The organism is Rhodanobacter glycinis, from assembly GCF_900114325.1.
In the GTDB taxonomy this organism is placed as follows: Bacteria; Pseudomonadota; Gammaproteobacteria; order Xanthomonadales; family Rhodanobacteraceae; genus Rhodanobacter_A; species Rhodanobacter_A glycinis.
The window spans coordinates 111,173-123,702 of the sequence record NZ_FOSR01000008.1 but is presented as its reverse complement, the minus strand read 5'-3'; the positions used below and the strand labels follow the sequence as shown (position 1 = coordinate 123,702).

Genomic DNA, 12,530 nt, shown 5'->3' with positions numbered 1-12,530 from the left:
GCGGGCTCCTGCACGAGCTTGTGTCCCGCGTTATTGCACGGTCGGTGCCGCTGTGCCGCCACCACCCAGCAAATGCTCGGCATCGATGCGATCGAAGGTGTAGCGCTGCGCGCAGAATTCGCAGATCACCTCGATTTCGCCATCGCGTGCAGCCAGCGCGGCTTCGACCTCGTCGCGACCGAGCGAGCGCAGCATCGTCTCCACCCGCTCGCGCGAACAGCTGCAACCGAACGCCAGCGGGCGTGGCTCGAACAGGCGCACCGACTCTTCGTGATACAGCCGGTACAACAGCTGTTCCGGTGGCGTGGCGAGCAGCTCGGCGGCTCCGAGCGTGGCCGTGAGATGCTCGATGCGCGTCCATGCATCAGCGTCATCCTCGACCGCATCGTGACCGCCTTCGCCCGGCAGCTTCTGCAGGATCAGGCCTGCGGCATGCTCACCGTCGGCAGCCAGCACGATTTTCGCCGGCAACTGCTCGGACTGGCGGAAATAGTTTTCCAGCGCACCGGCGAGATCGGCATGCTGCAGTTCGACCAGGCCCTGGTAACGCTGGCCACGCTCGGCATGGCCGATGGTGATCGCCATCACCGCCTGTGCCAGCGCATCCAGCCGCAGCGGATCGGCCACCTCGCCATGCCAGCGCGCCAGGCCGCGCAAGCGGCCCTGGTCGGTGCTTTCGGCAAACAGCAGATGCGGTGCACCGGCGCTTTTCAGCTCGATCGACAGCGCTCCCTCGAACTTGATGTTGCCGGTGAGCAGTGCGCTGGCCGCCAGCGCCTCGCCGAGCAGCGCGCGCAGCGGGGCCGGATAGTCGGAACGGCCGGCAACCTCGCGCCACGCCGGGCCCAGCCGCACCAGCACGCCGCGCACGCCGGCGCCTTCGAGCAGGAAGCGATGCAGCACATCATCGACAAGCACGGTTTCCACGGTTCACCTCGCATCGATACAAGCCGCCTGATATGGGGCCGGCATGGCACGGGACAATACACGACGTCCCCGACCCGGGCGACGGGAACCCACCCGCAGACAGGGTTGGCGCCAGGTCTGGAAGCCGCTCACACGGCCATTTCCCCGGATTCCCTATACTGACCCGAGCTCACTCTGCCTGGTTGCCATGTCCCGTCGTCCCTTGTTGCGTCGCCTGCTGCGCTGGCTCGCGATCCTCGTGCTGGCCTGGGTGTCGCTCACCTGGCTGGCGGTGCTGGTGATGCGCTTCGTGCCGCCGCTGACCTCGGCGGTGATGATCGAGCGCCAGCTCGGCGCGTGGGTCCACGGCGAGAAGGATTTCCACCTGCACCACCACTGGGTGCCGTGGTCGCAAGTGTCGCCCTACGTGCCGCTGGCGATGATGGCCGGCGAGGACCAGAAATTCCCGTTCCACCACGGCTTCGATTTCGACTCGATCCACGAGGCGATCGATGCCGCCGACGAGGGCAAGCGCCTGCGCGGCGCCAGCACGATCAGCCAGCAGACCGCGAAGAACCTGTTCCTGTGGAATGGCCGCAGCTTCGTGCGCAAGGGGCTGGAGGCGTATTTCACCGTGCTGCTGGAAATCACCTGGCCGAAGCAGCGCATCCTCGAGGTGTACATGAACATCGCCGAGCTGGGCAACGGCATCTACGGTGTGGGTGCGGCCAGCGACATCTACTACCACGAACCGCCCGCGCGCATCAGCCCGGCACAGGCGGCGCGACTGGCGTCGGTACTGCCCAGCCCGCGACGTTTCCACGTCGACCGCCCCAGCGCCTACGTGCAGCGCCGTACCGACTGGATCGGCCAGCAGATGCGCCAGTTGGGCGGCACGGACTATTTGAAGCAACTCTCCCGTTGATGCCGGCTGCGTCAGCTTTTCCCCGGATTCGAAACCGCCCGTGCCGTTCGCTTCATCTCTCCGCCGGAGAGATGGAGTAAAAGCCGCAGCACTTCGCTAGCATGCGAATGTTTCCTCGCAAGGTGCCGTGCATGTCGCAGCTCACCGTCGTCGTTCCCGCCTACAACGAATCCGCCGTGCTGGAACAGTTCCACCAGCGCCTTGGCGCGGTGCTCGACGCGTTGCCGCTGCATTGCGACGTGCTCTATGTCGACGACGGCAGCGACGACGATACCTGGGCCATCATCACGGCGTTGGCGGCGCGCGATCCACGCTGCGGCGGGCTGAAGCTGTCGCGCAACTTCGGCAAGGAGGCCGCGCTCACTGCCGGGCTGGATCATGTCGTTGCCGATGCCGCCGTGGTCATCGATGCCGACCTGCAGGATCCCCCCGAGCTGATTCCCGAACTGGTCGCGCAATGGCAGGCCGGACACGACGTGGTCTACGCCACGCGTAGCGCGCGTGCCGGCGAGAGCGGTTTCAAGCGCTTCACCGCGGCAGCGTTCTATCGCTCGATGGAGAAGCTGTCCGACACCACGGTGCCGCGCGATACCGGCGACTTCCGCCTGCTTTCGCGTCGTGCGCTCGACGCGCTGCGCCAGTTGCGCGAGCGCCAGCGTTTCATGAAAGGCCTGTTCGCGTGGATCGGCTACCGCCAGACCGCCGTCTACTACCAGCGCGACCCGCGCCAGGCCGGCCAGACGAAATGGAATTACTGGCGCCTGACCCAGCTGGCCATCGAGGGCATCACCTCGTTCTCCACCGCACCGCTGCGACTAGCCACCTGGACCGGCCTGGCAGCGGCGCTGTTCGCCTTCGTCTACGGTTTGTGGGTGCTCGCCAGCGCCCTGCTCTACGGCAACTCTGTTCGCGGCTATCCGTCGCTGATGGTGGTGATCCTGTTCCTCGGCGGCATCCAGTTGCTGGCACTCGGCGTGATCGGCGAATACCTGGGCCGCAACTACGCCGAGAGCAAGCAACGCCCGCTGTATTTCATCGAGGAACAACGCCGGCCCGGCGCCCCCACGCCGGCTTCACGCCCGCCGCACGCGCCCGCGCTAGACTGACCCCACGCGGCCAGCCCGCGGCCGCCGGGAGGTTCGACATGCGTCAGGTCAGGCATCTGCTGGAACGGAAAGGCAACGACATCTTCGCCATTGCGCCCGAGGCGCCCGTGCTCGACGCGATCAAGCACATGGCCGAACAGCGCGTCGGCGCGTTGCTGGTCATGCGCGGCGAACGGCTGCTCGGCATCGTGTCCGAGCGCGACTACGCCCGCAAGGTGATCCTGCAAGGCCACTCGTCAGCCCACACCGCCGTGTCGGAAATCATGAGCAGCCCGCCGCTCACCGTCGGCCCCGCCACCGACGTGTTCGACTGCATGCGCCTGTGCACCGACCGCCGCATCCGCCACCTGCCGGTGGTGGAGGGCGAGAACGTGGTTGGCGTGATCTCCATCGGCGACCTGGTCAAGGAAGTGATCGAAGCGCAGGCCGAGCAGATCGAGCAGTTGCAGCGCTATATCAGCAGCTAGAAGCGTTTCCCGGCTGGACGCGTAGGAGCGCACCCTGTGCGCGAAAGGCTCCTGGGAGGTATCGCGAAAACCTTTCGCGCACAGGGTGCGCTCCCACCAGAAGGAACGAGGCGACGTGCCGCTCAACCCGCACGCGATGCGGCGTGGGCCGGCGGCGCCGGGCGGTCCTCCGGCAACAGGTCCGGCGACTGTCCGGCACGCCGCGCCACCCAGGTCGCCACCCCGGATATCCCTGCGCCGATCAGCGCCATGCCGGCCACGCCCATGCCCAGCTTGCCCAGTGCGCTGACGCCGCTGGTCACGACCAGGTCGCCGAAGCGCCATACCGCGGTCTCGACGAAATTCTTGCCCTTGTATCGCGTCTCGCGCGGCACGCGGGTATACAGCGCATCCACCGCCGGCTTGGTCATGCCGTAGGCAAAGCCGCGCGTGACCACCATCAGTACGGCCAGCAGCGGCACGCTCGCACCGAACAGGATCAGACTGCTACCTGCACCGACTACTGCTACCGCCGCCAGCAGCCCCACATTCACCAACGATGGCACCACAAGCCCCCAGCCGGCACCATGCCGGACCAATAACCAGCGCGTCACGCTTAGCTGCAACACCGCGCCAAGCAGATTCGTGGCCAAATCGAGGTTGTTGTAGAACTGGGTGCGGGCTACCTCGCCGGTGAAGTGCGCTTTGGCATAGTCGGCTACCAGCGCGTAAGCCAGCGTACCGATGCCGTCGCCAAACAGCATCAGCAGGGCCATGTACCTCAGGAACGGCTGCGACCACAGTGCGCGGACGCCGGCCCACAACGAGCCACCGATCACATCGTTGCCACGGCTGTGCGGCTGGAGGTCCGCCTGCGCCGAAAGGCGCAGCAGTAGCGCAAGCGACAAGCTCAAGGCCAGCGCCGACACCACAAGCAGCGGAGCCACCCCGATCAGCTGCACCAGGAACTTGGTCACCAATGGGCCGAAGATGGCTCCGGCCATGCCGCCCAGCGCGATCAGCGAAAATGCCTTGCGCGCCTCGCCACTGGAAAAGATGTCGGCCATGAAGCTCCAGAACAGCGACACCACGAACAGGTTGAACACGCTGACCCACACGAAAAACACCACCCCCAGGGTGCGCGCACCGATGCGGTCCTGCGCGAGAAAAGCCGGCACGAAGGCCAGCAGGCACAGGATGAAAAAGCTGTAGCTCCAGCCCAGCAGCCGGCGACGCGGGAAACGCGCCACCAGCATGCCGAAGACTGGCGTCAGCAGCAGCATCACCACAAATACTGCGCCGTAGAAAAGCGGCAACGACTGCGAGCCCACCGCACCACCGAGCTGGTTCATCACCGGTCTGATGATGTAATACGACGTCAGCACGAAGAAAAACGCGAGTGCGGACAGCACGGCGGTGGAGCGTTCGCTCGCAGCGACTTGTGGGGACGAGCTCACCGATGGTATCCAGCATGGGTCGCGGCAAGCCTAGCATGCGCGCGACTCCGTTCAGACTACGGGGGGAACCGATGAACTACGACTATGTGATCGTGGGTGCCGGCTCGGCCGGTTGCGTGCTGGCCAACCGGCTCAGCGCTTTGCCGGGGCGCCGCGTCTTGCTGCTGGAAGCCGGCCCGTCCGACTGGAACCCATTGCTCCACATGCCCGCAGGCATCGCCCGACTGGCCAACAATCGCCAGCTGAACTGGGGTTACGTCACCGAGCCGGAGCCGGCTCTGCTCGGACGACGCCTGTGGTGGCCGCGCGGACGCACCCTGGGCGGCTCCAGCTCGATCAATGCCATGTGCTACATACGCGGTGTGCCGGGCGACTACGACGGCTGGGCAGCCACTACCGGCGATCCGCGCTGGTCGTGGGCACAGGTGCTGCCGTGGTTCCTGCGCAGCGAGGACAACAGCCGGGGTGCCAGCGACTGGCATGGCACCGGCGGACCGCTGGGCGTCTCCGACCTGCGTTATCACAACGAACTCTCCACCGCCCTGGTCGATGCGGCGGCCAGCGACGGCCACGCCCGCAACGACGACTTCAATGGCGCCAGCCACGCCGGCTTCGGGCTGTACCAGGTCACCCAGCGCGACGGCGCACGTTGTTCGACGGCCACGGCCTTCCTGAAGCCGGTGCGCGAGCGCAGCAACCTGCATGTACGCACGCATGCGCTGGTCGAGCGCGTGCTGATCGAGCAGGGTCGCGCCGTCGGCGTGCAAGTGCGTGGCCGCCATGGCAGTGAACGCATCGAGGCCGGCGAAGTGATCCTTGCCGGCGGTGCGGTCAACTCGCCGCAACTGCTGATGTTGTCCGGCCTCGGCCCGGTCGACCACTTGCGCGAGCACGGCATTGCGCCGATCGCGAACCTGCCGGGCGTGGGCGGCAACCTGCAGGATCACCTGGATATCTGCACGCTCGACGGCTGCCGACCGCACGTCAGTTACGACCACCTCAACGAACTCGCCACCGGCTGGCGCTGGTGGCGCCATCGCGATGGGCCCGGCAGTTCCAACGTGGCCGAGGCCGGCGGTTTCGTGCGCAGCGCACTGGCCGAGGACGAACGCTGCGACCTGCAGTTCCATTTCGTGCCGGCCCTGCTCGACGACCACGGCCGCCACCGCTTGCCCGGCGACGGCTACACCTTGCATGCCTGCGTGCTGCATCCGCGCAGCCGCGGCCAGTTGCGGCTGCATTCGGCCGATCCGGCGCAACCGGCCGCGATCCACGCGAATTACCTGAGCGATGCGGAAGGATTCGACTTGCAGCGGATGATCGTGGCGGCACGAGTGTCGCGCGAGATCCTCGACCAAGCGGCGTTCGACGCCTATCGCGGAGGCCCGGTATTCCCCGAACGCCGGCTGCAGAGCGACGCCGAATACGCCGAGTTCATCCGACGCAAGGCCGAGACCATCTATCACCCGGTGGGTACCTGCCGCATGGGCAGCGACGACGCCGCCGTGGTCGACAGCGAATTGCGCGTGCATGGCGTGCAAGGCTTGCGCGTAGTGGATGCCTCGGTGATGCCGACGCTGCCCAGCGGCAACACCAACGCACCGACGATCATGATCGCCGAGCGCGCCAGCGCATGGATCCTCGACGAGCCGTTTTGCGGCGTTGCCGGATGATGCCTGCATCCGGATCCGAACGAACTGGCCTGAGACTTGTCGCAGACTGTAGCGTCTCCAGCATCTCCGCCTGCCCTGAACCCCACGTGCACGCGCCCGTCGCCGCGCCGTTGTGAACGGCGACACGCTGCATGACAATCGGAAGGACCACGAACGCACGCAATGATTCCACGCATCCGCATCTTCGCCGCCTCCGGGCCACGCTCCAACGCCAAGTCAGACCGCCGCCCCATGCCGTTTCGCTCCATGTCCCTGTTGATCGCCGGCCTGCTCGGCCTGGCCAGCCTGCCCTGCAGCGCCTACGCTGCTGCACCCACGCAACCCGCCACGCGTCCCACGTCGCAATCCACGCACGACACACTGTCCCCCGCACGCGTGAAAGCGGCCCTTGCCGACTACACCCGCTGGCTGGACACGCTGCAGCAGCGTCACGAAGTGGCCGGACTGGCCACCGCGGTGGTCTACGGCGACAAGGTGATTTACGAACACACCAGCGGCTACGCCGACGCTGCCACCGGCTCGAAGGTGACACCGACCACCGTGTTCCGCCTGGCTTCGCTGTCCAAGGCCTTCGCCACCGCGACGGCCGGCTTGCTGATCGATGATGGCCGCTTCAGCTGGAACACCAAGCTGATCGACGTGCTGCCGTTCTTCAAGCTCAAGGATGCGCAGGCGTCCAGCGCCGCCACCGTGGGTGACATCCTCGGCCAGCGCATCGGCCTGCCACGCAATACCTACGACAACCTGCTCGAGGACAACGTCCCCTACGAGGAGCTGGTGCGCAAGCTGGACGAAGTGGACCTCACCTGCGACGTCGGCCAGTGCTATGGCTACCAGAACGTGGCCTTCAGCCTGATCGGCGACGTGATCTACGCCGAGACCGGGGACTTCTACTACCACCAGGTCGACAAGCGCCTGTTCTTCCCGCTTGGCATGCATTCGGCCAGCTACGGGCGCGCCGCACTGGAAGCCAACAAGAACTGGGCCCATCCGCATCGCAAGAGACGCGATGGCTGGGTGCCCTACGAACCCCGCGAGGCCTACTACCGCGTGGCACCTGCCGCCGGCGTCAACGCCAGCTTGCGTGACATGGAGAAATGGCTGGTCGCGCAAATGGGTGGACGCCCGGACGTGCTGTCGCCGGCCCTGCTCAAGGTGCTGCACGCGCCCGGCGTCGCCACACCTTCGGAACTGCACTCCACGCCGTGGCGGCGTGCCCGCCTCACCAGTGCCAACTACGCACTGGGCTGGCGCGTGTTCACCTACGCCGGGCAGACCATGATCTTCCATGCCGGCGCCGTGGAAAGCTATCGCACGCTGATCGCGTTCTTCCCGAAATACCGCTTCGGCGTGGTGATGTTGCGCGACTCGCCCGGACTGACGCCCGCCGCCGTGGTGCCGATGTTGTTCGACAGCGTGCTCGGCCTGCCGCATGAGGACTGGGCCGGGGTCGAACACCCGCTGCCCGTGAAGAAAGCCCGCCCCACCCGACACCATCGCAGCCGGGCTCGCCATCACCGACGCTGAGCGTTCGTGAATTTTCAAGCTCACGGCCCGGCCGTGGCAAAGTCATGGATGACCGGCATGAGGCTACGCAGGAGCGGCGACTACCCGATGGCCGGACGCAAAGCCGATGAATGTTCCGCGAAGGCCCGGGGCATGCGCCGGACGTGCCGATGGAAAATTCCGCATGATGCCGAATTTTCCACGGGCGCCGGGCGAATGCACGGTCGCGACTGACAGCGGCAGCCAACGAAAAAGGGCGAAGCATCGAAATGCTCCGCCCTTTTCGTAGTGGTACAACCCGCGGCGTTACTGGCGCAGCTTGAACTGGATGCGACGACGCAGTTCGGTGGCCACCGGCTGGCCGTTGCGCATGGCCGGTTGGAACCTCCAGCGATTCACGGCCTCCAGTGCGGAGCGGTCGAACACGTGCCGTGGCTGTGCCTGCGCCACCTTGGCATCACGCACCTTGCCCTCGGTATCCACCTTGAAGTCCACTTCCACCCAGCCCTCGGTACCCGATCGCTGGGCCTGGGTCGGATAGCGCGGATTGACCTGCCGGGTCAGCACGGCATCGCGCGTCACACCCGTGCTGCTGGCGGGCCCGCTGGCAGCAGCCGTTTCCGGGGAGGCGGATGCCGGTTGCTGCGCCTTCTGCTGTGCAGCCAGCGCCTGCTGCTTCTGCTGCTCGGCCTGCGCGGCAGCCTGCTCCTGCGCCAGCTTCGCCGCCGCCACCTTGTCCGCGGCGGCCTTCTGTGCGGCCAGCTGCTGCTGATGCTGCTGATCGAGCTGCTTCTGCTGCTCCTGGTCCAGCGTCTTGCGCTGGGCATCGAGCTTGGAACGCAGGATGGTCAGAGTGAAGTTGGTCGGATCGGCCTTGGTCAGCAGGTCGATCTCGCGCTGCGCCTCGTCGAAGTTGCGCTGGTTGATCGTCTGCTCCGCCGCGGAGGCGGCGAACGGGAACGTTTCACGCAAGGCATCGGTGGCAACCTGGTTGCCCGGCTGCTTCTCCAGCACCTTCAGATAGAACTCGAAGGCGTTGTTGCCGGCCGGCGCCAGGTAACGCTGTTCCTTCATCGCCTTGCCAGCTTCGGACAGCAGCTGGTTCACGCTCATCGCTTCCACGTTCACCGGAGCCGCGGCGACATGGTCGACGGTCACGGGCGTGGACGGATGGCCGCCATTGTCCGCAGCCACCAATTCCTGGTGCGGCATGAAAATCAGGAACCAGGCGGCGGCGGCCAGCAAAACGACGACGACGACGACGGCTAGAATGACGGGCCGGACGGCCCCACGCGCACGGCGGCGCGCACTGTACATGTATCGGGTATCCATGATCTCTCGCTGAGTGGCATCAGATACCCGCGCTTCCCCCCTGTGAATCCAGGAGCGCCGAGCCCCCTGGCTCGCCGCAGCGCGGATGGCGGAAAGGTAGCGCTATTGGGCCAGCTCGGCAAATCGGGGCCGGGATCACGGCACGCCGGCCGGATTTCCTCTAGCCGCATGGCCGCAAAATGTCACCCCGGAAACGAAGCGTCCCGGCACGGGGCCGGGACGAAGTACTCTCGAAAGGTCTCCCCGCGCTGGGCACCGCAGGGAGGCAAGTCGATCTACGATCTTGTCTTTGTGTACTTACTTCTTCTTGGCTTTCGCCTTGGGCTTCGCGGTACGGGTGGCCTTGACCACGCGTGCCGGTGCAGCCTTCTTGGCAGCGGCCTTGCGCGGTGCAGCCTTCTTTGCGCCGACCTTCTTCACGGCGACCTTCTTGACCGCAGCCTTCTTGGCGGCAGCAGGGCGCTTGGCAGTCGCCTTCTTGGCGACCTTCTTCGCAGCGGCTTTCTTGGCAGCCGGCTTGCGAGCCACCGGCTTCTTGGCGGAAGACTTCTTCGCCGCGACTTTCTTCACGGCAGCCTTCTTCACGGCAGTCTTCTTGACTGCGGTTTTCTTGACGGCTTTCTTGGCGGCCTTTTTGGCGGCCGGTTTCTTGGCAGTGGTTTTCTTGGCAGTGGCCATGGTTCGTCTCAGCTCCTCATCAGTTGGCAGTGTTTGCCCAGTAAAAGCGTGCAGGAACGCCTCAACCAACAAGTCGCTATTGGTGGCGTGCCGAAGATTGTTCACTTGGCGATAGGTACGCAGATCGGAAAGAAGCCGAAGCACATGCATCGGAATGGAGACCGTGATCTTGCGTACCGACCCGGCCTTCTCACCGTGCTCTACATAGGGCTTTACGAATTTCGATAGTGCCATGACGCCTGTTCCCCGTAATCTGAAGCGAAAGCTATTCCTGAAGATTTCTTCTGTCAATTGATTTTAGCCATGAAATCAATCTGTTTCATCCACCCCGCAAGGGGCCCGGAAGCCCGTCACTGCGGCATTCCGAGAGCCATTTGGAAATATGCAAATGGACGTCCATACGTCCATCACTGAAACAGCGCAAAACAACCCCATCCACGGGAGGCCGCATGGCACAAGGCTTTCCCCGTGTTGATCCACGCCATCACGCAACTTGCGTCATATGCCGACGTGTCGAATGATGGCGCCGGAAAGCGCGTTCCGCAGGGTCGTGAATACCTCCTGCCGCATGAACGGAACGCCACTGAAATCCATCCATCGACCAGCGAAAAAAGCATCAGGCACATCGCCACGAGCGTGCCGACGAGAGTCCGATGAGCACCTGGCGGCATCACGCGAATGCGGAAAATCGATCCACCCACTCGCGCCTGCATCTGCGATGGACGTCCATCGCGCACAGCCCGCGCGACGGGATCGGTGTGCAGGATGCACGCACGTCACGCGATCGAGCGACAACGAAAACCCCGTTCGTTCCCTGCCTGCTCGCGCAGCATCCACCGCGACCAGCCGCATCACGAAAACGCCGCCGGCTGCTTGCGCGGCCGACGGCGTCCTGGTGCACGTGATGCGATCAGTGGTCTTCGTTCTCGATCAACTCGGCATAGGCATCGGCGTCGAGCAACTCGTCCAGCTCGGCGCGATCGCTCATGCGCACGGTGAAGATCCAGCCATCGCCATAGGCGTCTTCGTTGATGATCTCGGGCTTGTCGCTGAGCGCCTCGTTCACTTCCACCACCTCGCCGGAAACCGGCGAATAGATGTCCGAGGCCGCCTTCACCGACTCCAGCACCACCGCGCCGTTGCCGGCCTGGACGCTGGCGCCGACTTCCGGCAGCTCGACATAGACCAGGTCACCAAGCTGGCCCTGGGCATGGTCGGAGATACCCACGCGCACCAGGCCGTCGTCTTCGACGCGGGCCCACTCGTGGGACTTGAGGAATTTCAGATCGCCGGGAATCTCGCTCATGATCGGGTCCAGTCGTTAGGTGTCGGGTGAGGCAGGTGGCGATTCTAGCCATTTCCGCCCTTGGGCAACATGCCCGGTTCTTGCATCAGATGCCTTCGCAGGGCTTGCCGTCGCGCACGAACGGATACTTCACCCGGCGTACCGGTACCTCGCGGCCACGGATGTCCACGCGGATATCGCCGGGCTCGCCGGCCGGGATGCGCGCGAAGGCCACCGCTTTCTCCAGCGTCGGGGCGAAACTGCCAGACAGGATCTCGCCCTCGCCGTTCGCGGTCAGCACTTTCTGGCCATGGCGCAGCACGCCCTTCTCGTCGAGCACCAGCCCGACCATCACGCGCTTCACGCCTTCGGCCTTCTGCTTTTCCAGCGCGGCCCGACCGATGAAGTCGCGACCCTCGTCCAGCACGATGGTCCAACCAAGGTTGGCTTCCCACGGCGAGACGGTTTCGTCCATGTCCTGCCCGTAGAGGTTCATGCCCGCCTCCAGGCGCAGGGTGTCGCGCGCGCCCAGGCCGGCCGGTCGCACGCCGGCTGCCGCCAGGGCTTCCCACAGGGCCACGGCCTTCTCTTCGGGCACCAGGATTTCGAAGCCGTCCTCACCGGTGTAGCCGGTGCGTGCCACGAACAGCGGCATGCCACCCGGCCCCTGCGCGGCGGCAGCGGCGAACTTGCCCAGCTTCTCGATGCGCGGACGGTCTTCCGCATGCAGCAGGTCCAGCACCTTGCCGCGGGCGTTCGGGCCCTGCACGGCGATCATGGCGTAGTCAGGGCGCTCCTTCACTTCGACCCCGAACGGCGCGGCCTGCTTTTCGATCCACGCCAGGTCCTTGGCGCGGGTGGCGGCATTCACCACCACGCGGTAATGGCTGTCGTCGAAGAAGTACACGATCAGGTCGTCGATCACCCCACCCTGCTCGTCGAGCATGCACGAGTAGAGCGCCTTGCCGTGCACCTTGAGCTTGTCGACGCTGTTGGCCAGCAGGTGGCGCAGGAAGTCGCGGGTGCGCGCACCGTGCAGGTCGACCACGGTCATGTGCGAGACATCGAACATGCCGGCGTCGCGGCGCACGGCGTGATGTTCCTCGATCTGCGAGCCGTAATTGATCGGCATGTCCCAACCGCCGAAGTCGACCATGCGCGCGCCGAGCGCACGATGGGTGGCGTTGAGTACGGTCTTGTCGGTCATCGCGCAGGC

General features: G+C 65.4%; 11 protein-coding genes. 5 read left to right on the top strand and 6 right to left on the bottom strand.

Annotation, left to right across the window (positions count from 1 at the left end; translation table 11 throughout):
* Positions 1-30: 30 nt before the first annotated feature.
* Positions 31-927: an Hsp33 family molecular chaperone HslO gene (gene hslO, locus BMY90_RS10355; RefSeq protein WP_092703772.1), complete on the bottom strand. Its 897-nt coding sequence runs from the start codon at positions 925-927 to the stop codon at positions 31-33.
* 187 nt (positions 928-1,114) lie between these two features.
* Between hslO and mtgA the strand changes: the two genes are divergently transcribed.
* From mtgA to BMY90_RS10340, 3 genes are all read left to right on the top strand, one after another.
* On the top strand, positions 1,115-1,831 hold the full coding sequence (gene mtgA / locus BMY90_RS10350; RefSeq protein ID WP_008212041.1) for a monofunctional biosynthetic peptidoglycan transglycosylase: 717 nt from the start codon (positions 1,115-1,117) through the stop codon (positions 1,829-1,831).
* A 131-nt stretch (positions 1,832-1,962) separates the two neighbouring features.
* Positions 1,963-2,937 carry a glycosyltransferase family 2 protein gene (locus BMY90_RS10345; protein ID WP_092703770.1) on the top strand — a complete coding sequence of 325 codons (975 nt, stop codon included), beginning with the start codon at positions 1,963-1,965 and terminating at the stop codon, positions 2,935-2,937.
* Between the two features lie 38 nt (positions 2,938-2,975).
* On the top strand, positions 2,976-3,404 hold the full coding sequence (locus tag BMY90_RS10340; protein WP_008208517.1) for a CBS domain-containing protein: 429 nt from the start codon (positions 2,976-2,978) through the stop codon (positions 3,402-3,404).
* Between the two features lie 122 nt (positions 3,405-3,526).
* Here BMY90_RS10340 and BMY90_RS10335 read toward each other — a convergent pair whose 3' ends face one another.
* On the bottom strand, positions 3,527-4,840 hold the full coding sequence (locus tag BMY90_RS10335; RefSeq protein WP_425438655.1) for an NTP/NDP exchange transporter: 1,314 nt from the start codon (positions 4,838-4,840) through the stop codon (positions 3,527-3,529).
* A 71-nt stretch (positions 4,841-4,911) separates the two neighbouring features.
* On the opposite strand from BMY90_RS10335, the gene BMY90_RS10330 reads away from it, so the two are divergent.
* Both BMY90_RS10330 and BMY90_RS10325 read left to right on the top strand, forming a co-directional pair.
* Entirely contained in the window at positions 4,912-6,513 is a 1,602-nt protein-coding gene (locus BMY90_RS10330) for a GMC family oxidoreductase (protein WP_092703768.1), read from the top strand.
* Between the two features lie 246 nt (positions 6,514-6,759).
* Entirely contained in the window at positions 6,760-8,040 is a 1,281-nt protein-coding gene (locus tag BMY90_RS10325) for a serine hydrolase domain-containing protein (RefSeq protein WP_483880035.1), read from the top strand.
* 285 nt (positions 8,041-8,325) lie between these two features.
* Here the strand turns inward: BMY90_RS10325 and BMY90_RS10320 are convergent, their stop codons facing one another.
* The 4 genes from BMY90_RS10320 to gcvT form a co-directional block, all read right to left on the bottom strand.
* The gene (locus BMY90_RS10320) at positions 8,326-9,351 is read right to left on the bottom strand and encodes an energy transducer TonB (protein ID WP_037098390.1); all 1,026 of its coding nucleotides are present in this window, start codon (positions 9,349-9,351) and stop codon (positions 8,326-8,328) included.
* 297 nt (positions 9,352-9,648) lie between these two features.
* The gene (metJ, locus tag BMY90_RS17520; protein WP_092703766.1) at positions 9,649-10,263 is read right to left on the bottom strand and encodes a met regulon transcriptional regulator MetJ; all 615 of its coding nucleotides are present in this window, start codon (positions 10,261-10,263) and stop codon (positions 9,649-9,651) included.
* 676 nt (positions 10,264-10,939) lie between these two features.
* Positions 10,940-11,335 (bottom strand): glycine cleavage system protein GcvH, encoded by a 396-nt coding sequence (gene gcvH, locus BMY90_RS10310; protein WP_008208509.1) that lies wholly within the window; start codon positions 11,333-11,335, stop codon positions 10,940-10,942.
* Between the two features lie 85 nt (positions 11,336-11,420).
* Positions 11,421-12,521, bottom strand: a complete 1,101-nt coding sequence (gcvT, locus tag BMY90_RS10305) for a glycine cleavage system aminomethyltransferase GcvT (RefSeq protein ID WP_092703764.1) — start codon at positions 12,519-12,521, stop codon at positions 11,421-11,423.
* Positions 12,522-12,530: the final 9 nt, after the last annotated feature.

Excerpts from the sequence above, each read along its gene's own strand:
- mtgA (WP_008212041.1), top strand. The coding sequence starts at position 1,115 with ATGTCCCGTCGTCCCTTGTTGCGTCGCCTGCTGCGCTGGCTCGCGATC.
- BMY90_RS10345 (WP_092703770.1), top strand. The coding sequence starts at position 1,963 with ATGTCGCAGCTCACCGTCGTCGTTCCCGCCTACAACGAATCCGCCGTG.
- BMY90_RS10340 (WP_008208517.1), top strand. The coding sequence starts at position 2,976 with ATGCGTCAGGTCAGGCATCTGCTGGAACGGAAAGGCAACGACATCTTC.
- BMY90_RS10330 (WP_092703768.1), top strand. The coding sequence starts at position 4,912 with ATGAACTACGACTATGTGATCGTGGGTGCCGGCTCGGCCGGTTGCGTG.
- BMY90_RS10325 (WP_483880035.1), top strand. The coding sequence starts at position 6,760 with ATGTCCCTGTTGATCGCCGGCCTGCTCGGCCTGGCCAGCCTGCCCTGC.
- BMY90_RS10320 (WP_037098390.1), bottom strand. The coding sequence starts at position 9,351 with ATGGATACCCGATACATGTACAGTGCGCGCCGCCGTGCGCGTGGGGCC.
- metJ (WP_092703766.1), bottom strand. The coding sequence starts at position 10,263 with ATGGCACTATCGAAATTCGTAAAGCCCTATGTAGAGCACGGTGAGAAG.
- gcvH (WP_008208509.1), bottom strand. The coding sequence starts at position 11,335 with ATGAGCGAGATTCCCGGCGATCTGAAATTCCTCAAGTCCCACGAGTGG.
- gcvT (WP_092703764.1), bottom strand. The coding sequence starts at position 12,521 with ATGACCGACAAGACCGTACTCAACGCCACCCATCGTGCGCTCGGCGCG.